The following is a 19,707-nucleotide window of genomic DNA, read 5'->3' as shown; positions in this document are numbered from 1 at the left end:
GCTAAACACTGATTATAGTCAAAAGTTGAATTTTTTAGCAAATTTGATTAGCTCGTCATTCAAGCTGGAAGGTATTAAATTTAGCTTGCGATTAAAAGCCTCGTTTATTTTTAATTGAAGTGATCTCAACTTGAGGTGTTGACTCACATTCATCCTTTCCATGTCAGGGAAAACAGTTTGAATTTCGTTGGCTATGTTATCGATAGTTTCGTTTCGGTCAACAAGGTTAATGGTCAGATCCTCAGTCTTTTTTAGCAGGATAGTGGTGATTCCGCGACCTACGTTTTCTACATGAATAAATGGGCGGTATTGTGATCCATCTCCCTGGAGCGTGACTTTTCCACTGTAATTTGCATCAAACATAAAACGGTTGATGACAGCATCAAATCGCATGCTTGGATTGTAGCCGTAAACATTAGCACAGCGGATAATTGTTGTGTTCATCTTGTTTTTGAGTCGCTTGGCGTGATCTTCACCGCGGAGTTTTGAAATTCCGTAAATGGTAGTTGGCTTGGGGTTGGTACTGACATCGAATGGTTCTGACCCAAAACCATAAACCGATGCACTCGACAGATAAATAAAGTGCTCGATATTGGCTTTTATTGCAGCTTCAACCACATTTGCTGTTCCCCAGTGGTTGACCTGCTCAAAGAGGTGGTGATTGGCATCAGCAAATGGAGTACTGACTTCAGCCGCGAGGTGAACCAGGGCATCACAGTCTTTGAGTAATCCTTCGAGTTTGATCCCATCCAGGATTTCTCCGCGAACAAACTGAACCTTTTTGTATTTATCGGGCTCGCCAATAAAAAGATTGAAATTTGTCCTGCTGAGATTATCGTAAGCGATGATTTTATCGATTTCATCGCGTTTCTCGAGGTGATTGATGAGTTCTGTTCCAATATATCCGGCTGCACCGGTGATGAGTACTTTCATATTTTGAGTAAGTTTAAAGGACTATGGACCCTATTTTGAAACGAGATCAGTGTGTAAACCACATTCTGATTTTTTCATTCCCTGCCAGCGACCATCACGATTGTTTTCGAGATCGAATTTTTGTGTGCAGGGCTCACAACCGATACTCAGATATCCTTTTGCTTCCAGTGGGTGAGTGGGTAAATCAAAAGCTTTTCGGTACTCGTGAATCATTTTTGAATTCCAATCTAAAATTGGGTGATAGCGCAATTTGCCGTCAGGCGTTGTGATGAGTTCAGGCATTTCGCGCCTGTTGGCGTTTTGATCTCTCCGAATTCCACTGATCCAAATATCGTAACCCGTCATGGCTTCTTTCATCGGTTGGGTTTTGTTGAGAAAGCAGCACCTGTCAGGATCTTCAGCAAATGGCAAAAGACCGCTTTGTCCGCGTTGGAAGTTTTTTGAAATGAAACTCTCAACCAAAACTGGTTCAACTCCAAACTGCTGGCAGATTTCATCTCTGAATTCGAGCGTTTCAGGAAAGTGATAACCTGTATTGAGGAAAAGAACATCAACTTTTGGTGTAACTGTACTGATGAGGTGGAGCAGTGGAATACTATGTGTTTGAAAGGATGACGACATGCAGATCCGCTCTCCGTCACTGAGCCAATTGCTTAACTGCTGTTCTATGCGAATTTGTTCTTTTTCTACCCATTTCATTTCCATGCCCCAAAAGTAGCAGACTTCATTAAATGGCTGAAACAAATTGTATTTTTACTGGTTTCCTTTAAAAAGTTTAACAACTATTCGGTTCTGAAAGAAATGAATAAAACCGGATGTTACTTTTGCGCGTATAATTTGATATGAAAAAGATATTTTTATTTCTGGTTGCAACCATTTTTATGAGTTGTGCAAATTCGCAAAATGAAATGCAGAAAGACGAAAGTGCTATGACAACAAACAATGATAATTTAGAATTGGCAACATTTGGTGCCGGCTGTTTTTGGTGTGTTGAAGCTATTTTTCAGGATCTCAAAGGAGTAGAGAAGGTCACTTCTGGTTACAGTGGTGGTGATGTTAAAAATCCTTCTTACCGTGAAGTTTGTACCGGAAGAACCGGGCACGCAGAGGTTGTGCAAATTCAATATGATCCTAATGTGATTTCTTTCAAAGAATTGTTGGAAGTTTTTTGGCAAACACATGATCCCACAACTTTGAATAAACAGGGAGCCGATGTAGGAACACAATACCGCTCGGCAGTTTTTTATCACGATCAGAGCCAGAAAGAGCTGGCCGAGGAGTACAAAAAGAAGCTCGATGAGTCGGGCGTGTTTGAAGATCCTATTGTGACAGAAATTTCACCATATGATACTTTTTACAAAGCTGAAGTGAGTCACCAGGATTATTACAATGAGAACAGTGATGCACCATATTGCAGAGCAGTAATAACTCCAAAAGTTGAAAAGTTTAGAAAAGTATTTGAAGATAAGTTGAAAGAGGGTGTGAAGTAGGTTTGATAATTTGTGGATAAAGAAAAAGCCAACTGAATTTTCAGTTGGCTTTTTTATTCTGTTTTGATTGATATCAAAACTTATTTTTTTCTCTCTACTGCTTTGAGTGTAGCTTCAATTACATTTGGTGTATCGATTCCATATTTAGCCATCAATTCGTGTGGCTTTCCTGATTCACCAAAGCTGTCATTTACAGCTACAAACTCTTGCGGAACGGGGAAATGACGCATCAACGTTCCCGAAACACTTTCTCCGAGTCCGCCATTCATTTGATGTTCTTCAGCAGTCACCACACAGCCGGTCTTTTTAACTGAATCGATGATTGCTTTTTCATCGAGTGGTTTTATCGTGTGGATGTTGATGATTTCAGCATCAATTCCTTTTTCTTTCAATGCTTCTTCAGCTTCAACAGCTTTCCAAACGAGGTGACCTGTAGCGATGATTGTCACGTCTTTACCATCTTTTATTTTCCACGCTTTACCAATTTCAAACTTTTGGTCTTCAGCAGTGAAAACCGGCATCTTTGGTCGGCCAAAACGCAGGTAAACCGGACCTTCATGCTCCGCAATTGCGATGGTTGCAGCTTTCGTTTGGTTGTAATCACACGGGTTGATTACAGTCATGTGAGGTAACATTTTCATCAGACCCAAATCTTCCAGGATTTGGTGTGTTGCTCCGTCCTCTCCGAGTGTCAGTCCGGCATGCGAAGCACAGATCTTGACGTTTTTCCCAGAGTAAGCTATGGATTGTCGGATCTGATCGTAAACACGACCTGTAGAAAAGTTGGCGAATGTTCCTGTAAATGGAATTTTACCACCAATTGTGAGTCCGGCAGCTACACCCATCATATTGGCTTCAGAAATTCCCATTTGGAAAAAACGATCAGGGTGAGCATCGGCAAAGGCATTCATCTTGAGAGAGCCTGTTAGGTCAGCGCAAAGGGCGACAACATTTTCGTTTGTTTCTCCCAGTTCGCTGAGTCCGGCTCCAAAACCTGAGCGTGTATCTTTTTGATCTTTGGCTTCGAATAACTTCATAATTACCTCAAATTAACGACCCGAGATTCTCCGGGTGATATTGAAAATTCTTCTACTCGTGTATATTTTGAATTGTTTGAGCTCTTGCTTCTAAAAACAACGCGATACCTGCCCGGCTGTAATTTTACTGATTCGTTGGTAGCTGCAGAATTTAGATTGGTTACCCAGGTAGCTTCATTTCCTTCCAGCTTGTAAATACCTCCATAACCGGTAAGGTTTTTCATGATGGTCACTAGCCCTGGTGGTGGGATTTCAATTGTTGTGGTGTGGCTCTGTTTGATTTCTACATCATTGATGTAAGTACGGGGCAGCGTTAAAATCTCAAGATCGTAAGTGCCAACGAGATATTTTTCATCCGTACCGAGTTTTTGTGCGTTGAGCGTTTTCATTTTGCCGCCTTGTCTCACAATAGCTACGGCCTGTTTGCTGGAAATTGAGCCTGATTTCTTGAGTTCTAAAGTTCCCTGTCCCGCCTGGACACCAATAATATTGTGTTTGCCGGGTGTTAGTGTGATACTGTCTTTCGTAACGGCCGGAGTTGTAAAAACCGTTAAATCGTAAGTTGAACTGGGGTCGAGGTAAATCGTATCAGGATTTCCAAGGGCATTCATCGTGTGTACATAATTTACGATGTCCTCATTCATGAAACGATCGAAGAATGTGTAAGGTACATTTGTCTCAGTTGGATTTCCATAAATATCGAGTAAGTTGAGCTGAGCTGTTGTGCTGTTCAGAGCCTGAGAGATCACGATATTCAATACATTGTCAAATGTTTTTTCATTGCTGGCATCAAAGAAGTTACCAACACATTTGAATGTCTTTTTAAAGTTCTCATCCATCCCAATTCCGATGATAAAAGGCTTTAATGTAATTCCTCTTTTTTGAAGCATTCGGGAAACAGCACAGGGATCACCATCACATTCTTCAATACCGTCAGTTATAAGAATAATGATATTTCGGCAATCTTCACATTCGGGAAAGTCATCACCTGCTTTTTCAAGTGTTCTCGCAATTGGAGTAGTACCTTTTGGTGTAATCTCTTTTAACTTCTTCTGAATCGCTTTAACACGTTTATTGCCAAATGGAACTTCCAGTTTTGTGTCGTCACAATCCTGTCCCTGTCTGTAACTGCTTTGGTGTCCGTAAACACGCAATGCAAGCTGAAGATTGGGCTTGTCTTTTAGGCTATCGAGTGCACTGTTGATAAGGTTGTGAGCCACTGAGTGCCGCGTACCGCTTTCCCATTCTTTGTTCATGCTGTTGGATGCGTCATAGATGAACAAAACTCTGGTCATGGCATTTTGGCTCTGACCGATAACGAGTTGAGCGAATAGGATAAAAACGAATAATAAAATGCGGCTTTTCATGATGATGTTATTTCAGATGGCTCAATAATCGCCAAGTGTTTCATCGAGTTGTTGCAAAGCTTGTTCCAATTGTTCATTATTGGGCGCAACACCGTGCCACTTGTGGGTTCCCATCATGAAATCAACACCCTGACCCATCTCGGTTTTCATGAGGATCATGATCGGTTTTCCGCGACCGGTCATTTTTTGAGCTTCGCCAATTGTATCGAGAATCATATCCATGTTGTTGCCATCCATTTCGAGGACTTCCCAACCAAAACTCTCGTATTTAGCTCTCAAATCTTTCAGATCCAAAACATCAGTCACATCACCGTCTATTTGGCGATTGTTCCAGTCTATAAAGCCGATTATGTTGTCGATTTTTTTGTGAGCTGCAAACATAGCTGCTTCCCAAACCTGGCCTTCCTGCTGCTCGCCATCGCCCATGAGAACGTAAACGAGTTTGTCCTCGCCATTGAGTTTTTTGGTCAGAGCCGCACCAGCCGCAACACTCAGTCCCTGACCGAGTGATCCGCTCGCCACTCTAATGCCTGGTAAACCTTCTTCGGTAGCGGGGTGTCCCTGTAATCTGGAGTCGAGCTGGCGGAAAGTTTTGAGTTCTGACAGTTCAAAAAATCCTTTTCTCGCAAGCGTACTGTACCAAACAGGAGAAATATGTCCGTTTGAAAGGAAAAAGAGGTTTTCGTCTTTTCCGTCAAGCGTAAAATTTTTGGGATCGTTTTTTAAAATATCGAAGTACAGCGCTACGAAAAGGTCAGCGCAACCGAGAGAGCCTCCCGGGTGACCGCTCTGTGCAGAATGAACCATGCGAACAATATCTCTGCGCACCTGAGAAGCGATTTGTTTGAGTTCTTTACTATCAGCCATGTTATAATGATTATCTCGGCTGCGAAGGTACATTTATGTAAAAAGTCAGTGAAGTTTTGCTCATGAAAAATATCCTCAAAGGTTGTTGATAACTGCTCAATAATGGTAATATCAGTTAGTTTTTACATTTTTGAAGCATGAGTAAACGCGTTTTGGTTGTTGAAGATGAAGAGCACATTTTAGAGGGATTGGTACTCAATCTCGAGCTCGAAGGTTACGATGTAACAACTGCTACAGACGGGGAGGAAGCCGTTGACAGGTTCAAACAGGAGCGGTTTGATGTAATTGTGCTTGATGTAATGTTGCCTAAAATGGATGGTTTTGCAGTTTGTGAAACGATCAGACTCGAAAACAGGCAGGTGCCAATTCTCTTTTTAACGGCCAAAGATGGCGGGCAAGATCGCGTGCAGGGACTCAAAATTGGAGCCGATGATTATCTCACGAAACCTTTTAATCTGGAAGAGTTTTTATTGCGTGTCAACAAACTTGTTGAAAGAACAACTTCACGATCAGAACCGGAACAGCGATCCGTTTATTCATTTGGACCAAACGAAGTGAATTTTTCATCATTTCAGATCAAAACCCATGATGGGCAATCAAAACAGATCACAGCCAGAGAGGCGAAGTTATTACAGCTTTTGATTAACCATAAAGATGAAGTCGTTTCCCGCGAGCAGATTTTAGAAAAGGTATGGGGATATGATGTGTTTCCCAGCACCCGAACGATTGATAATTTTATTCTCAATTTCAGGAAGTACTTTGAAGAAAATCCGCGCAAACCAAAATTTTTTCATTCTGTGAGAGGAGTAGGGTATCGGTTTACTACTGGATAGATTATCTCTTTTTCAAAAGAAAAAAGATTATTAAAAAAACCGGAGAGCATTCAAGTGAATACATCTCCGGCTTTCAGCTAAACGGAAAACTAAACCGTCTTTTCCATTGCCAGCGCTCGCGGAAATAGAATATTGTTTTCTAAATGAATATGCTGTAGCAGGTCATTGTGAAATTCCTTGAGCATTTTCAGTGTTACTTCATAAGTGTTGCAACCATCTTTTGGAGTCGTGTAGTTATTGGTCAGATCCTGGATTTTAGCAAATCGTTCACCTTCCTCACTGTGGTCGTCTTTCATCATGTTGATAGGATTTTCAACTGTTCCAAATCCGGGTGTTGGTGGTTCTGATCCGGATTCAGCAGCATCCTCGAGCTTTTTGACAAATGGAAAAAGAATAATTTCTTCTTTCTTCATGTGAGCAGCTAACTCACCTGCCGACTTTTCAAAAAGGTGCCTGATTTCAAATAACTCTTCATGACGGTCATCGTGAACATCAGCGATCTTGGCGACATACTCTTTGATCTGTGGTATTTTCTGCTCAACATATTTATGGTGGTTTTCCAAAATGTAATCGATCAGTTCGTGCTGATTCATAGAAGCAAAATCTGCTCTTGCATTGTCTGTTTTTGCACTTTCTTTATCGAGCTGGATGAGTAGTTTACTCACATCTACTTTACTCGATTCACAAGCTTCGTCTAATGTCCTGTTTCCTTTGCAACAAAAGTCGATATCGTGACTTTTAAAGATTTGTGCCAAGTTGAAATTATCGGCTACGATTTCGCCAACTTTTTGATTTTCTGAATATTTCATGTCTTATCTTTTTCAAATTGATTGATTCCGAAGATGACAAGTGAAATCACTTTTACTATTTCGGCAATCACGGATACGAGGTGTAAATTGGAATCGGGGAGAGGTTGATTTTGAATGATCATCTCGGCTCGGGCATCGAGTTGTGGCAGGATGTAAAAAGTTTGTGCGATCAAAATAATGGCCGGAATGATGTAGAAAATGGTTCTGACCGATACCATTTTAGTGTTCATTATATGAGAAATTGCAATGGCCAATGCTAAAACCCATTCAACTTTGTTGAGTGCACCAAACACCAGTCTGCCAATTCCTAGTCCGAGTTTTGTGTCTATTCCGGGAGCCTGAAATTTGAGCCAGGCCTCCATAAAACTGATCGCACATACAAATCCGATCCATAAAAATGTCGCTGAAATACTAATTCTTCTAGAGGCATTCATCTTTTCTGATTTTGCAGGTAATCGATTTTTGTTTGAAACATGAAAGCCATTTTTTGTGCTCTGCTTTTGGCTTCCATGGCTTTGCTGCCCTGGAACTCTTCGTCTATAGTTTTATTGAACAGTTCGAGCCATTTGTCAAAGTGTTGTTTTTGAACCGGAAGTTTGGCGTGAGGTGGAAACGGACTTCCAAAATAGGTGTGTTCATTGAGCAAAACTGTTTCCCAAAAGCGGTACATTTTATCCAGGTGCTCATCCCAGTTGTCACCGATTTTCTCAGCGAATATGGGACCAAGCAATTCGTCCTTTCTAACTTTCGTATAAAAGGAATCAACGAGTTGTTTGATTTCACTGACTGATAGTATTTCTTGCTTTGTCATAAAAAGACAATTTTATCCTTTATTATTCTAAATTTTTTTATCTCACAAGGTATGTTTCGCCATTTTTGAGTCCGTTTGCTAATTCAAAAATTGTTGTGGTTTCCAGCATCTCCTGCAGGTCATCTCTAATATCAACAAATTTGTCATGAACAGGGCACGGACGCTTTGCATCACATTGGTTTAGCCCTAATGCGCAACCTCTAAAAATTTGATCTCCGTCAATGGCTTCAACGATCTTGCTCAGGTATGTTTTAGTTGACGACTCTTTTGGTAAGTAGAAACCACCATTTGGACCTTTAATAGAGTAGAGGACTTTAGCCTTCGTGAGTAACTGTAAAATTTTAGCAGTGAAAGCTTCGGGAGAATTGGTCTTTTTGGCTATTTCTCGAATACCAATTCTGCTTTCATCAATCGTTTCCTGAGCGATGATAATTGATGCTTTTATACCGTATTCACAAGCTTTTGAAAACATTTACTTCTTTTATCTGGCACAAAGATACAATGAAAAACAGAGTAAAAGATAAATTTATCCTTTATTATTGTTTCATCAAAAAAAAGGCTACCGATAATCAGTAGCCTTCAGTATAATTGGAGTAATCAGTTTACTGATTGCTCATTTTTTCCATCTCTTTGTCAAAAGTCTCTTTAAACTTTTCGTAATTGTAATCAGCTTTCAATTGCTCTTCATTTGAGAGTCTTTCGTTGTAAGCTTTGAGAAGTTCCTGAGTTCCCAGTTCAATTGCGATGTAAGTTTTGTACTTACCTTCAACAGTTTTAGTCTGTTTTTCGCAAATTGTACGAACTCCCTGAATCTGTTGATCTACAACAGTTCTCGCGTTTTCCTGGAACGTCTCAGTGATTTCTTCTTTATTATTGAACTCACTTGATTTTACGTAGTTATCACCAACAACTTTCATCGTTGTTTGAATGTTAGCAGCGAGTTCTGCACGAGCATTACTCAGCGCTTTTTTCTTGGATGTCATTTGGTCGAGTGATTCGCCAATTGCGTTAGCTCTAAATTTTTCTTTTGTAGTGAAGTACTCAGGACCTGAGCAATAAACATTTACTAATTCTTCACCTTTTGGCTTTTCGCCTGATGCTTTTTCTTTGTCTTTACACGCGGGAGCTGATAGGATTAAAAAGCTACCGAATGCAAGTGCTGCGAGTGTTCTAATTGTTTTCATAATTGTTGATTTAAAATTCAAAGTTAGTCTAATAATTCATTTCGTTTCCAAACTTAATCAAGTGTTGTGCCAAATTACTGTTTTTCGATGATTTGCAAGAGTTTTTTACTGTTATTATCCCAGCTAAAGTTTTGTTGTACAAATTGATAGCCTTTATCAGCAAGTTGTTGTTTTCTTTCTTTATTTTTGGTCAGATTCACAATTATATCAGCGTAATCCTGGGCGCTAAAGCCAATAAGAACTTCTTTTCCGTCCACAGCGCCAAGTGCCTGGTTGGCGAGTTCACTCGTTATACATGGTTTTTTCATGGCCATTGCTTCGAGGAGTTTGTTCTGCAGGCCAGTTCCAATTTGCATGGGAGCTACAAAGATGTCAGCTTGTGTGTAAGAGTCGCGAATGTCTTTCACCCAACCTGTTACAATAATATCATTTCCATTATCCAAAGATTTTATTTTAGCCACAGGGTTTGTTCCGCTGATCAATAGTGAAGCATCAGGAAGTTCCTTTTGAACAAGCGGAAGCACTTCACTAGCTAAAAATAATGCTGCTCTCACGTTTGGCGGATAAGCCATATTTCCCGTAAAGCCAATGGTGTATTGAGGTTTTACATCTGACGGCTGATAAAAGTCTAAATCGACACCATTTGGAATAATTTCGATTTCATTTTTATCGGGATGAGAAATGAGGTCTCGATCTTGCTCTGAGATGATAATCTTGTTTTGAAAGAATTTAAAAACGCTGGCTTCGTAGTGTTTCAATCGGTTAGATTCTGTGATGAAAAGCCTCCTCAATCCCGGAATGCTGTATTTTATTCTGCGTTCAACTCCGCGTGAAAAAGCATCCATATAATCAAAAGTGTTGGGAATGAACGGATACTTTTTGGCGTACTCAGCGGTTCTGATCAATTGTACAAAAATGTGAGCCGGCATTTCTCGCTCCACGATTTTGTCAATCTGTTTCTGCACCGTTTTCTTGTAAAAATAATGAACCTGAAACGGCTTTGAGCTAAAAATGGCTCTGACCAAACGGAAGAAAATGGCAATTTTATTGAGTCTGAAAATGTGAACCTGACTGCAATACTCTGAAAGTACTTTTTTAGCTTGTGGATGAACTCTTTTGTCACTCAGGCAGCATAGGATTACTTCGTGTTGCCTGCTCATTTCTTTGATGTGGTGAAACGCTCGCAGCTTGTCGCCTTTTTCAAGCGGCCATGGAACCCGGGAAAGTAAGACGAGTATTTTCATGCTGCGTGTTGAAGATTATTCTGATTCTACTTTTAGACCGTTTACAAAACTGATAAAGCTTTTGGCAACTTGTTTCATTTCAAAATGCTCCCTACAATACTGAAATCCATTTTGTCCTATTTCCTCTCGCTTTTTACTGTTGCTACAAAGTGTTGAGAGTGCCTGAAAGAACTCTGTTTTGTTATCGGCAATTAGAACGGCATTTTGATAATCGCCCGGTAAGCCACGAGCTCCGGTTGTTGTTGTCACGACCGGAATTCCCTTTGAAACTGCTTCAATCAGTTTAATTCTGATTCCGCTACCAGTAAATAAAGGGACAATAACAATATTACAGGACTCAATGAATCCTTCAGCATCATTGATTTCACCTTCAAAAGTGATAGTGGGAGGCAGAGATTCTTTAAATTGCTCTGATGCATTTCGCCCACCGATGTGAAAACTCCACGATGGATGCGATTCATGAACTTTATCCCAAACTTTTTCAATAAACCAGTTGAGTCCTTCCACATTTGGCTCCCAGTCCAGCGAGCCCAAAAATCCAATTCGTTTTTTGTTGCTCTGTTTTGTGGGTTCTGCAATCATTGAAATACCGTACGGAATCACATCAGCCGGTACTTCGAGTCCGTTCTCTTTTAAGATATTGAGATCCCTTTCGCTTATGCAGGCTATCGCATCAAAATTGTTGACGATTGAAAATTCAAACCGCTTGAGTTTGTTGTTGAAATTTTGAAGAACTTTTTTGTTGAGAGCGTTTTCGCCTTGTGAGCGAGCTTCCCAGAGTTGAGACTCAATGTTGTGCTCGCGGTAAACACATTTTGCTTTTGAGTGGGCTCTGACCGTAGCCAAATAAGGTGCAGTAAAAAGCGACTCAAAAATAACCACATCGTAGTTTTTCTTTTGAAGTGTTTCGGTCAGAACCGAATCAAACTTTTCGTCAACAAAGCGTGATGTGTGGTAGGAGTTTTTTTGAAAAAGTCCTTTCAGAGCGCCCATCCATTTGACTTTCGTGTCAACCTCGATGAATTGAGCATTTGTTTTTTCAGCGAGTTTGCTGGATCCCGGCTCAGGCTCAGGATGTTTGTGAGTTGCGATAGAGAGCACATCAACCTGACAACCGTTGTCAATAAGTCCCTGAGCTATGGCTTGCATTGCTTTTGTTCCACCGTCATTTGCGGGGAATGGAGCTTTATGACAGAGTTGTAATACTTTCATCGTTTACGCTTTGAAAACATTTTTGCGAAAGGCGTAACAAAAATACGTTTAAGATTGGAGGTTATTTTAGTGTAATAAGCACTGTCGAGTAAAATACTATCAGTTGTGGCTTTGTAAGTGAGGAAAGCACCCACAGGAGCCAGAATGACTGTTGAAACCCACATTCCCTGCCATGCAGGCATTTCGAGTTGTTTCACGAGTTTTTCGCCTGTGATACTGGAGATGTGGTAAATGAGGAAAAAGATTACAGAGACGATAAACGGCATTCCGAGTCCGCCTTTTCTGATGATAGCTCCCATTGGTGCCCCAACAAAAAAGAGGATTATACAGGCGATTGATAGCGAAAACTTTCTGTGATATTCAATTTCGTGTCGTGCAATTCGTTCGCGTCTGCTTCTCAATTCCTGTTGCATAGCAGCCGCATAGGTTTTGGATGCTCTTGCGAGGTTAGATGCAGTGACAATTACTGAGACATTACTGGTTGCTTTGAGTGAGTCAAAATGCGGAATTACCGAGTCTGGAATAGCGACATCAGCTAAGTTCTCAACCCGGTTAGTATCCCGATATACAGCGAGCCTAACATCCATGGATTTTTTGAAGTCTTTGATTCGTTCAGTTTTAGCCTCCTGGAGCGAATCTGAAGAAAGTTGTAATTGATTGAGGTTGAGCATTTGGTAGTGGCTCTTGAACATATCTTCATCAGTTCGTTTGAACTGAAAGCCAGATAGGCTAAACCTGATCGTGTGTTCTTCAAAATCTGATCGGAATAGCGGTTTGTCCTTTTCGGGGATTTCATCGTACTGATTGCCGTCAAAAAGCTGCATGATGAGATACTTTCCATCTTCAGTAAGAAAGATTTTTCCCGTTTCAGCCATGATGACTTTTCGGTTTGTGTTTGATGAGGTGTGATCGTAAATGAGAACATCTTCCAGGATTTGACCATCTTTACTTTTATCCTCGATGCGAATCACATATCCATCAATTCCGCTGTAGAAAACTCCGGGCTTGAAGTCCAATGCAGGACGCTGGTGCATGACATCGTAGAGTAGCGATTTGAATTTAAGGTTGGCAACCGGTAAAATATTATTTGAAAAGTAAAAGGTGACAATCGCCAGGAATATGGAAAAGACGAATAGCGGACGCATGATGCGGTTCAACGAAATACCGGCAGATTTCATGGAAACCAACTCGTAGTTTTCACCGAGGCTACCAAACGTCATGATTGAGGAAAGCAGAATTGCGAGTGGCAAAGCCATACTCACCAATGAAGCTGATGCGTAGAGCAAAAGTTTTACCAATACTGCCGCCTCAAGTCCTTTACCAACCATGTCTTCAAAATACTGCCACAGGAATTGCATTTCCAGTATGAACAGCGTAATGAAAAACGTAAGAATGAAAGGACCAATAAAGGTCTTGATTAAAAACTTGTCGAGGATTTTCAATGCGTCCTAATTATATGCACTTAAACGGCAAAAATAGACGCTTGAGTACACATGCCAAAACTTTTATGAACCCAGAATGTGCTTGAGCTCATCAATTTGGCTATTCCACAACAAAACAGCTTCTTCTTTTTCATCGTCTTCAGCAAAATCAGTTACGATAAGAGCAGTTTCATTTGTAATAGCATCTTTCTTGAGCGCAAACTCAAAAAAGAAGTCGGTTCCTTCATCATCGAGCCATTGGAAACGAATCGATTTTTTATCCTTCTTCTCCAGCATTTTGGCAGAGTCTTCGCTGCCGTCCCAGTAGAAATTGTAAACATCATCTTTGATGTTCACATTGTCGCAAAACCATTCAGAGATTCCGCTTGGTGTACTCAGGTAGTTGAAGAGAATATTAGGGGAAGATTTGATTATATATTCTAGTTTGAATTCCTTTCTTTCATCCATAGTTCGTGACTTAGTAATAAGTTGCTGACAATATAGGTAAATTTAAACAATTTTCCGAGTGCTTTTTACTCTACTTCATAAATCCTTTTTCCATCCATGTATTGTTGGTTAAACTGCGCTTGATGAAAAAGTAAGCTAACAATGCTCCCATAATACCGATCAAAGAGCCGGCTATGATATCTTCCATAAAATGCTGTGAAATGTACACTCTCGAATAACTCACAATTACAGCACAAAGAGCTAAAAAACAATTCAGTACTCGGTTTTTAGTGGTCAGAGCCAGAGCAAAGAATAGACTAAAAGCTGCCGTAGCGTGACCACTGGGAAAGCTGAACTTGTGTTGTAAATTGACACCTTCAACAAGGTGAGGGGTAATTTCAGACATCTGTTCGTAGTAAAATCCGGGTCTGAAGACCCAGTCAAAAACACCTCGCTTGAGAAACTGAGTTACAGGAGCACTGATCAATTGGCTCAATCCAACTAATAGTCCCCATTTTACTTTGAGAAATAAGAAGAGTACAGTAAAAGCTACAATAGAGTAACCGCTGGCAAGGTGAGTGCCGTATTTAAAAAAGTAGTCGAGTGGAGGTAGGTGAAATTTATTCAGCATGAGCTGAACATCCATTTGATTACCTGATGAAATTATGACAACTCCAATAGCTAAAAAAATGGCGTAAGTCCACCAAAACCAGGCATGTTCCCTCAGCATTTTTTTCATAGCGCGGGCAAAGAAAGTGAAAACCATTTAATGAATAAGCGAATTCATGTTTGAAAAAAGAAAGAAACTTTTATATTTGCAGCCCCTTTGAAACAAGGGAGTTTTGGCGCGGTAGCTCAGGTGGTTAGAGCGCAGCACTCATAATGCTGAGGTCGAGGGTTCGAGTCCCTCCTGCGCTACAAAAGTTTAGCGATTTCGGAAATATTCGGAATCGCTATTTTTTTGGCAACAAGTTTGCTTCTAAAGCGTAATTATGGTCATGATTAAGCGCGTATTTTACATTTTTATCATACTGGCTATTGGAGCCCTCGTTTTTAGCCAATCTTTTAAACCTGTTTCAGGGAGCAACACGCAATCAGCAAATGACACTTATTCAGGTTTTGTCGATTTTCCGGATCCGTTAGATCGTAAAGTCAGACTTGCAGCTTTGCGAGCTCTCACTCACTTTCCCGATTTAAAAAATACGCAAATCGATTTTGTGGTTGATAACTCAATATCGAACTGTATCATGCAGGCTCAGCCTAAAATGAATTTCCTGTTCAGGTCAAAAGACGAAAGGCAATACAAGATTAAAATACGCTCGATCATAGGTTGGGAAAATGACACGCTTTACCTCAAAAACTTTTCAGAGAAAGTGATCGAAGGTTGGTTTGCCCATGAGCTGGGGCACGTAATGGATTATCGTGAACGGTCAAATTGGGATATGGTTAAGTTTGGAACTCAGTACGTTTTTTCAGAGAGTTTCATGAAAGAAGCTGAGCAATCTGCTGATCATTTCGCTGTTGAAAGTGGTTGTGGACATCACCTTGTTTGCATGAAAGAATTCATTCTCGCCAACGAAAGACTTCCGGAAAGCTACAGACAAAAAATCATCGATATTTATCCTTCTCCATCTGAGATTTTGGAACTCACGAAAGCAGAGCAGGAAGACGAAAATATTGGTCAGAACCTTTAAGCCGGCTGGAGTAGGGCTCTGACCGTTATAGTTTTATCGCTTAATTCTTCTCGGTATTGCTGAAGGCAACCTGCTCATCATTTCCTGATTCAACAGAAAAGTAGAATTTGTAAAAGAAGCCACGTTGATCACATTGTTCTTTTGCCTACCGATGAGCACGACTTCATCGCCAATTTCAGCATTTGAAATATGCGTGACGTCAACCATGAAAAGGTTCATATTGATGAGTCCAACAATGGGTGCTTTCTTCCCCCGAATTAATACGTGTCCGCGGTTACTTTGCGCTCTTGGGTAGCCATTGGAATAACCGAGTGGCAAAACAGCAACTCGCATTTCATGTGTGGCCTGGTAAGCTGTTCCATAACCGATGAATTCACCTTCTTTAACGGTTCTGATGTCCATGACATCTGTCTTCCAGGTGAATACGCGTTTTAAACCGTTTTCGTATTGTTTTTCTTCTTTGGAAAGGTGGTGATAATAGATATCAGGACTCGGCCAAAAACCGTATTGCGCAACACCTACCCGCACCATTTCATAATGTGATTCGGGGTACATGAATGTAGCAGCTGATGAAGCTAAGTGTCTGAATTTTGGAAGAAGGTTTTTGGTTTTGCACTGTTTGTAGTACCACTGAAAGCGCTTGAACTGTTTGCTTACTTTAAATTCATTTGACAAACTCTCAGCTCCGCCAAAATGCGTACACAATCCTTCAAAACTGAAATGTTCTTTGTTTTTTTTGATAAAGGTGAGTGTCTTTTTAAAGCTCGCTTCAATGAGTCCGGTGCGGTTGGCGCCAGTTTCAACTTCCAGGTGAATTTTAGCTTTTTTTCCAACTTCTTTGGCAGCATTGAGAATTTTTTCGAGTCGTGTTGTGTCAAAGACATAAAACTCTATTTCATTCTCAATAGCCCAGGGTAGATCTTCATCGTACATGATGCCCATGATCATGATTGAAGAAGAAGGGGAGCAAACATTCAGAACCTCTTCAGCTTCGTGCGCTGAGGCAACGGAAAAGTGATTGACTCCACATTTTTCTGCCATCGGAATATATTGGTCAATACCGTGACCATAAGCATTGGCTTTTACCACAGCTGATAGACGTGTGTCATCATTGACCTTTTTCCTTATAAAATTGAAATTTGTTTTTAGTGCACTTTGACTCAGCTCAATTCGAGAGGAGTGTCGAACCATATAGCTTCTTTAATCTTGAGTTCGTAGAGAATCCTGAATTTTATTCCATTCATCGGCAGGGATAAAGCCTAGTGAAACACTGTTTACGCAGTGACGAGTATTCTTTTCAGTGTAACCTTCGCCAGTAAATACATGACCGAGGTGTGCCTGGCAGTTGTTGCAAATAATCTCAGTTCTGCGACCGTCAGCATCGGGTACTCTTTTGACAGCACCTTCTATTTCATCATCAAAACTGGGCCAGCCGCAATGAGCATCAAATTTATCTTTAGAGCGGTAGAGCGGTGCATTACAGCGCTTACAAATGTACACTCCGGTTTCATCGTGATCGAGGTAAATACCGGTTCCGGGATACTCTGTTCCTTTATTGATAATCACTCGTTCTTCTTCAGGAGTTAGTTCGTTGTAATTTCCTTCCTTCTTAATTTCAAAAGATGATGGATCTACATTCATACTATCTTGCTCTTTATTATCATTATTTTGGCTGCAGGCATTCATTGCGAATAGAACAAGCAAACCAATCAAACTGTATTTCTTCATTAAAATGTACATACAAGTAAAAACTGGCAAAGGTGCAATTTGTTCCATAATTTAGCCATGATTTTACAGCTAAGAATTAATTAATAGAGTGGATCACAGGAGACAAATACATTTTTTGACCAATGAGCTTAAATTCCCACCCGTTGATTTAGCTGATGCTGAGGGGATTCTTGCAATGGGAGGAGATGTTACTCCGCAGAGGGTTTTACTGGCTTATCAAAAAGGGATTTTTCCGTGGTACAGCGATGAAACACCAATTCTTTGGTGGGCTCCTGATCCTCGGTTTGTTCTCTATCCTGAGAATTACAAAACGTCTAAAAGCCTGCGCCAAACACTGCGCAAAAATCTGTTTACAGTTACATTTGATCACGCTTTTGAAGAGGTGATTGACAAGTGTCAAAATGTACCGCGTGCCGGACAGGACGGGACCTGGATCACTGATGAGCTAAAAGAAACATTCTGTGACATACATCGACTCGGTTTTTCTCATTCTGTTGAAGTTTGGCAGGATGGTGAATTAGTAGGCGGACTTTTTGGAACGAGTCTGGGACGTGCTTACTTTGGCGAAAGCATGTTTTCTCTTGTGAGTAACGCTTCAAAAGTTGGGTTTGCCACACTTGTTCCACAATTAATCAACAGAGGAATAAAGCTTATAGACTGTCAGGTTTACACTGATCATTTGAGTAGATTTGGCGCCAAAAATATTCCACGCAGCAAATACAGTGAACACCTTGAGGTTTTGCTGGATTTTGACTCCCTTCAAGGTTCGTGGAAAAACTGGAGTAAAGAGGATGAATAGAGAAGTAGCGTTAAGTACCTTAAGCATTTCAGATCCTGAAATTTCGCAGGAAGAACTTCTACCTCAGGTTCAAAAACAACTTTTCGATATCAAGAATTTTATTTTCATGAGTACAGCTGTTCCGTATTTGTTCAACGCAAAACGAAAACGACTCGTGAAAATTCAGGATGCGCTTGATGTTCTTTTTGGATCTGACCAACTGAAACAAACTGATGAAGAGCGTTTTGGCGAACTCGAAAAACCAGAGAAAAATCCGGTATTCAAAGATTCTGACAGAGCTTACACGGTTCTAAATGAAACTGAGCAGAGCACTTTTGAAACAGTCATCAGGAAATATGAAAAGCTCACTTCACAGGAAAAACTGAACTTTTCAAGAGCTCAATCAGCCGGGTACATGAACATTTTTTTGAGCAGACTCATCGAGCTGGATTGTGCTTATTTGATTCTGTTCTACCATTTTTTCGAAAATCAGTTTTCAGTTGAACAAGAAAAGCAAAAAGAGGTTAAACAAAATGATCAGGTTTTGACTCCTGAGGTTCTTGAGATAGCTAATAATCTCGGTTTCAATGAAAGAAAAATAGGTGAGAGGATTACTGATCTCGATCAATCTAACGAAGAAGTGAAAAACCTGAAAAAAGAATTTTTACGTATCCACAAGACATTAAAACTATAGGGTTAAAAATTAGTTGATTGTGATACATTTGCACAAATTTTAAGATAGATATGGCTAAGTTCCACAATATAAAAGTTGAAGAAATAAAGAAGGAAACTGCTGATACAGTTTCAGTTAAGTTTGATGTGCCCGATAACTTAATCGATGATTTTAAGTATACGAGTGGTCAATACCTCACACTTAAAATGAAAGTGAACGGTGAGGAAATAAGACGTTCATATTCGCTCTGCAGCGAATGGGATTACGACCAGGAGCACAGGATTGCAGTTAAATTGGTTGAAGGTGGTAAAATGTCAACCTTCATCAATGAAGAACTCAAAGTTGGTGATGAAATTGAAGTGAGCGAACCCGAAGGGCGTTTTGTTCCTGAAATTGACGAAAACGAAGCTCGCCAACATGTGTTTTTTGCCGGGGGAAGTGGCATCACGCCAGTACTGAGTATGCTGAAAAACATTTTACGGTCAGAGCCGAATAGCCAATGTGTGTTATTCTATGCCAATACCAACGAGTCTAAAGTTATTTTCAGAGATGAGCTCAATAAACTCATCGATGAGTATCCCGTGAAATTCCAGGTGTACCACATTTTGAGTAAGCCGAATAATCACGATGCTCATGTCAAAGATTATGGAGATTGGGCAGTAGGTAGAATCGACTACAAAAAAGCACTTCACTTGATAAGAGAATACACAAATCTCGAGTCTGAACCGGTTTTTTATCTCTGTGGTCCCAACGGATTAATGGACAGTGTTCAAACAGCTTTGGAAACAGCTCGGGTTGGATCTGACCGAGTGAAAATGGAATATTTCTCAACTCCTGAGCAAGAGCCAGAAAGTAGTGAAAAAGAAGACTCTGAAGATATGTCGCCAGTAGAATCGAAAGCGACAATTCTTTTAGATGATGAAGAGTTTGAAGTTACTGTTCCGGCCGGATCTACAATTTTAGATGCTGCTAATGATCAGGGAGTTGATGCTCCGTATTCATGTCGTGGTGCTACTTGTAGTACTTGCATGGCGAAGATTGAAAAAGGAAAAGCCGTGATGCGTATGAATTACGTATTGCTCGATGACGAAATAGAGGAGGGCTTTGTTCTCACTTGCCAGGCTCAACCGGTAACACCGGAGATCACGGTTGATTACGATGCTTAAGCTGATTTCTCAG

At 40.5% G+C, this 19,707-nt stretch carries 23 protein-coding genes and 1 tRNA gene; 7 read left to right on the top strand and 17 right to left on the bottom strand.

The features are described 5' to 3' along the window. Positions 1–18: 18 nt before the first annotated feature. Both F3059_RS06965 and F3059_RS06960 read right to left on the bottom strand, forming a co-directional pair. Positions 19–933 (bottom strand): NAD-dependent epimerase/dehydratase family protein, encoded by a 915-nt coding sequence (locus tag F3059_RS06965; RefSeq protein ID WP_151167599.1) that lies wholly within the window; start codon positions 931–933, stop codon positions 19–21. Positions 934–963: 30 nt separating this feature from the next. After that, on the bottom strand, positions 964–1,677 hold the full coding sequence (locus tag F3059_RS06960; RefSeq protein ID WP_223274562.1) for a phosphoadenylyl-sulfate reductase: 714 nt from the start codon (positions 1,675–1,677) through the stop codon (positions 964–966). 164 nt (positions 1,678–1,841) lie between these two features. Here F3059_RS06960 and msrA point away from each other — a divergent pair, with 164 nt between their 5' ends. Further along, the gene (gene msrA, locus F3059_RS06955; protein WP_394349548.1) at positions 1,842–2,423 is read left to right on the top strand and encodes a peptide-methionine (S)-S-oxide reductase MsrA; all 582 of its coding nucleotides are present in this window, start codon (positions 1,842–1,844) and stop codon (positions 2,421–2,423) included. A gap of 80 nt (positions 2,424–2,503) precedes the next feature. Here msrA and F3059_RS06950 read toward each other — a convergent pair whose 3' ends face one another. Genes F3059_RS06950 through F3059_RS06940 form a run of 3 tightly spaced genes read right to left on the bottom strand, consistent with a single transcriptional unit; the run spans position 2,504 to position 5,694 of the window. Further along, on the bottom strand, positions 2,504–3,460 hold the full coding sequence (locus F3059_RS06950) for a transketolase family protein (RefSeq protein ID WP_151167595.1): 957 nt from the start codon (positions 3,458–3,460) through the stop codon (positions 2,504–2,506). Between the two features lie 2 nt (positions 3,461–3,462). Continuing rightward, positions 3,463–4,827 carry a vWA domain-containing protein gene (locus F3059_RS06945; RefSeq protein WP_151167593.1) on the bottom strand — a complete coding sequence of 455 codons (1,365 nt, stop codon included), beginning with the start codon at positions 4,825–4,827 and terminating at the stop codon, positions 3,463–3,465. A 21-nt stretch (positions 4,828–4,848) separates the two neighbouring features. Continuing rightward, on the bottom strand, positions 4,849–5,694 hold the full coding sequence (locus F3059_RS06940; protein WP_151167591.1) for a transketolase: 846 nt from the start codon (positions 5,692–5,694) through the stop codon (positions 4,849–4,851). Positions 5,695–5,831: 137 nt separating this feature from the next. On the opposite strand from F3059_RS06940, the gene F3059_RS06935 reads away from it, so the two are divergent. Continuing rightward, on the top strand, positions 5,832–6,527 hold the full coding sequence (locus F3059_RS06935) for a response regulator transcription factor (protein WP_151167589.1): 696 nt from the start codon (positions 5,832–5,834) through the stop codon (positions 6,525–6,527). An 89-nt stretch (positions 6,528–6,616) separates the two neighbouring features. Here F3059_RS06935 and ric read toward each other — a convergent pair whose 3' ends face one another. The 10 genes from ric to F3059_RS06885 all read right to left on the bottom strand — a co-directional run bounded on the left by ric (position 6,617) and on the right by F3059_RS06885 (position 14,394). Beyond that, entirely contained in the window at positions 6,617–7,336 is a 720-nt protein-coding gene (ric, locus tag F3059_RS06930) for an iron-sulfur cluster repair di-iron protein (RefSeq protein WP_151167586.1), read from the bottom strand. After that, a complete protein-coding gene (locus tag F3059_RS06925; RefSeq protein ID WP_151167584.1) occupies positions 7,333–7,770 on the bottom strand; it encodes a hypothetical protein in 438 nt (145 codons plus the stop codon). Before F3059_RS06925 ends, ric begins: the two co-directional genes overlap by 4 nt. Next, positions 7,767–8,147, bottom strand: coding sequence for a group III truncated hemoglobin (locus tag F3059_RS06920; protein WP_151167582.1), 381 nt, complete (start codon positions 8,145–8,147; stop codon positions 7,767–7,769). The genes F3059_RS06925 and F3059_RS06920 overlap by 4 nt, the downstream gene beginning before the upstream one ends. A 37-nt stretch (positions 8,148–8,184) precedes the next feature. Continuing rightward, on the bottom strand, positions 8,185–8,619 hold the full coding sequence (locus F3059_RS06915; protein WP_151167580.1) for an RrF2 family transcriptional regulator: 435 nt from the start codon (positions 8,617–8,619) through the stop codon (positions 8,185–8,187). A gap of 130 nt (positions 8,620–8,749) precedes the next feature. After that, positions 8,750–9,331: an LPP20 family lipoprotein gene (locus F3059_RS06910; protein WP_151167579.1), complete on the bottom strand. Its 582-nt coding sequence runs from the start codon at positions 9,329–9,331 to the stop codon at positions 8,750–8,752. A 74-nt stretch (positions 9,332–9,405) separates the two neighbouring features. Continuing rightward, complete coding sequence (locus F3059_RS06905) at positions 9,406–10,575, bottom strand: glycosyltransferase (protein WP_151167577.1); 1,170 nt, start codon at positions 10,573–10,575, stop codon at positions 9,406–9,408. Positions 10,576–10,590: 15 nt separating this feature from the next. Continuing rightward, positions 10,591–11,787, bottom strand: a complete 1,197-nt coding sequence (locus tag F3059_RS06900) for a glycosyltransferase family 4 protein (RefSeq protein WP_151167575.1) — start codon at positions 11,785–11,787, stop codon at positions 10,591–10,593. Then, entirely contained in the window at positions 11,784–13,229 is a 1,446-nt protein-coding gene (locus tag F3059_RS06895) for an LptF/LptG family permease (protein ID WP_223274561.1), read from the bottom strand. The genes F3059_RS06900 and F3059_RS06895 overlap by 4 nt, the downstream gene beginning before the upstream one ends. Before the next feature lie 63 nt (positions 13,230–13,292). Next, positions 13,293–13,676 (bottom strand): START-like domain-containing protein, encoded by a 384-nt coding sequence (locus F3059_RS06890; protein WP_151167573.1) that lies wholly within the window; start codon positions 13,674–13,676, stop codon positions 13,293–13,295. A 70-nt stretch (positions 13,677–13,746) separates the two neighbouring features. Further along, on the bottom strand, positions 13,747–14,394 hold the full coding sequence (locus F3059_RS06885; protein ID WP_170265103.1) for a phosphatase PAP2 family protein: 648 nt from the start codon (positions 14,392–14,394) through the stop codon (positions 13,747–13,749). A gap of 105 nt (positions 14,395–14,499) precedes the next feature. Between F3059_RS06885 and F3059_RS06880 the strand changes: the two genes are divergently transcribed. Continuing rightward, positions 14,500–14,573: transfer RNA gene (locus F3059_RS06880), tRNA-Met, on the top strand. 80 nt (positions 14,574–14,653) lie between these two features. Then, a complete protein-coding gene (locus F3059_RS06875) occupies positions 14,654–15,349 on the top strand; it encodes a hypothetical protein (RefSeq protein ID WP_151167569.1) in 696 nt (231 codons plus the stop codon). A gap of 33 nt (positions 15,350–15,382) precedes the next feature. Here the strand turns inward: F3059_RS06875 and alr are convergent, their stop codons facing one another. Both alr and F3059_RS06865 read right to left on the bottom strand, forming a co-directional pair. Further along, positions 15,383–16,540, bottom strand: coding sequence for an alanine racemase (alr, locus tag F3059_RS06870; RefSeq protein ID WP_151167567.1), 1,158 nt, complete (start codon positions 16,538–16,540; stop codon positions 15,383–15,385). Between the two features lie 9 nt (positions 16,541–16,549). Beyond that, positions 16,550–17,125: a methionine-R-sulfoxide reductase gene (locus F3059_RS06865; protein WP_223274560.1), complete on the bottom strand. Its 576-nt coding sequence runs from the start codon at positions 17,123–17,125 to the stop codon at positions 16,550–16,552. Between the two features lie 40 nt (positions 17,126–17,165). On the opposite strand from F3059_RS06865, the gene aat reads away from it, so the two are divergent. Genes aat through F3059_RS06850 form a run of 3 tightly spaced genes read left to right on the top strand, consistent with a single transcriptional unit; the run spans position 17,166 to position 19,694 of the window. Beyond that, a complete protein-coding gene (aat, locus tag F3059_RS06860; protein ID WP_223274559.1) occupies positions 17,166–17,876 on the top strand; it encodes a leucyl/phenylalanyl-tRNA--protein transferase in 711 nt (236 codons plus the stop codon). Continuing rightward, the gene (locus F3059_RS06855) at positions 17,869–18,549 is read left to right on the top strand and encodes a hypothetical protein (RefSeq protein WP_151167565.1); all 681 of its coding nucleotides are present in this window, start codon (positions 17,869–17,871) and stop codon (positions 18,547–18,549) included. The genes aat and F3059_RS06855 overlap by 8 nt, the downstream gene beginning before the upstream one ends. A 50-nt stretch (positions 18,550–18,599) precedes the next feature. Further along, positions 18,600–19,694, top strand: a complete 1,095-nt coding sequence (locus F3059_RS06850; protein ID WP_151167563.1) for a ferredoxin--NADP reductase — start codon at positions 18,600–18,602, stop codon at positions 19,692–19,694. Positions 19,695–19,707 lie beyond the last annotated feature (13 nt).

The organism is Salibacter halophilus (assembly GCF_008806325.1).
In the GTDB taxonomy this organism is placed as follows: Bacteria; Bacteroidota; Bacteroidia; order Flavobacteriales_G; family Salibacteraceae; genus Salibacter; species Salibacter halophilus.
This window is presented reverse-complemented; position numbering and strand designations above follow the sequence as displayed.

What these genes read in the sequence shown, in the direction of transcription:
- msrA (WP_394349548.1), top strand. Translation starts at nt 1,842, where the DNA reads ATGCAGAAAGACGAAAGTGCTATGACAACAAACAATGATAATTTAGAA.
- F3059_RS06935 (WP_151167589.1), top strand. Translation starts at nt 5,832, where the DNA reads ATGAGTAAACGCGTTTTGGTTGTTGAAGATGAAGAGCACATTTTAGAG.
- F3059_RS06920 (WP_151167582.1), bottom strand. Translation starts at nt 8,147, where the DNA reads ATGACAAAGCAAGAAATACTATCAGTCAGTGAAATCAAACAACTCGTT.
- F3059_RS06890 (WP_151167573.1), bottom strand. Translation starts at nt 13,676, where the DNA reads ATGGATGAAAGAAAGGAATTCAAACTAGAATATATAATCAAATCTTCC.
- F3059_RS06855 (WP_151167565.1), top strand. Translation starts at nt 17,869, where the DNA reads ATGAATAGAGAAGTAGCGTTAAGTACCTTAAGCATTTCAGATCCTGAA.
- F3059_RS06900 (WP_151167575.1), bottom strand. Translation starts at nt 11,787, where the DNA reads ATGAAAGTATTACAACTCTGTCATAAAGCTCCATTCCCCGCAAATGAC.
- F3059_RS06940 (WP_151167591.1), bottom strand. Translation starts at nt 5,694, where the DNA reads ATGGCTGATAGTAAAGAACTCAAACAAATCGCTTCTCAGGTGCGCAGA.
- ric (WP_151167586.1), bottom strand. Translation starts at nt 7,336, where the DNA reads ATGAAATATTCAGAAAATCAAAAAGTTGGCGAAATCGTAGCCGATAAT.
- F3059_RS06965 (WP_151167599.1), bottom strand. Translation starts at nt 933, where the DNA reads ATGAAAGTACTCATCACCGGTGCAGCCGGATATATTGGAACAGAACTC.
- F3059_RS06915 (WP_151167580.1), bottom strand. Translation starts at nt 8,619, where the DNA reads ATGTTTTCAAAAGCTTGTGAATACGGTATAAAAGCATCAATTATCATC.
- F3059_RS06945 (WP_151167593.1), bottom strand. Translation starts at nt 4,827, where the DNA reads ATGAAAAGCCGCATTTTATTATTCGTTTTTATCCTATTCGCTCAACTC.
- F3059_RS06850 (WP_151167563.1), top strand. Translation starts at nt 18,600, where the DNA reads ATGGCTAAGTTCCACAATATAAAAGTTGAAGAAATAAAGAAGGAAACT.
- F3059_RS06865 (WP_223274560.1), bottom strand. Translation starts at nt 17,125, where the DNA reads ATGGAACAAATTGCACCTTTGCCAGTTTTTACTTGTATGTACATTTTA.
- F3059_RS06905 (WP_151167577.1), bottom strand. Translation starts at nt 10,575, where the DNA reads ATGAAAATACTCGTCTTACTTTCCCGGGTTCCATGGCCGCTTGAAAAA.
- alr (WP_151167567.1), bottom strand. Translation starts at nt 16,540, where the DNA reads ATGGTTCGACACTCCTCTCGAATTGAGCTGAGTCAAAGTGCACTAAAA.
- F3059_RS06925 (WP_151167584.1), bottom strand. Translation starts at nt 7,770, where the DNA reads ATGAATGCCTCTAGAAGAATTAGTATTTCAGCGACATTTTTATGGATC.
- F3059_RS06885 (WP_170265103.1), bottom strand. Translation starts at nt 14,394, where the DNA reads ATGAAAAAAATGCTGAGGGAACATGCCTGGTTTTGGTGGACTTACGCC.
- F3059_RS06875 (WP_151167569.1), top strand. Translation starts at nt 14,654, where the DNA reads ATGATTAAGCGCGTATTTTACATTTTTATCATACTGGCTATTGGAGCC.
- F3059_RS06950 (WP_151167595.1), bottom strand. Translation starts at nt 3,460, where the DNA reads ATGAAGTTATTCGAAGCCAAAGATCAAAAAGATACACGCTCAGGTTTT.
- F3059_RS06910 (WP_151167579.1), bottom strand. Translation starts at nt 9,331, where the DNA reads ATGAAAACAATTAGAACACTCGCAGCACTTGCATTCGGTAGCTTTTTA.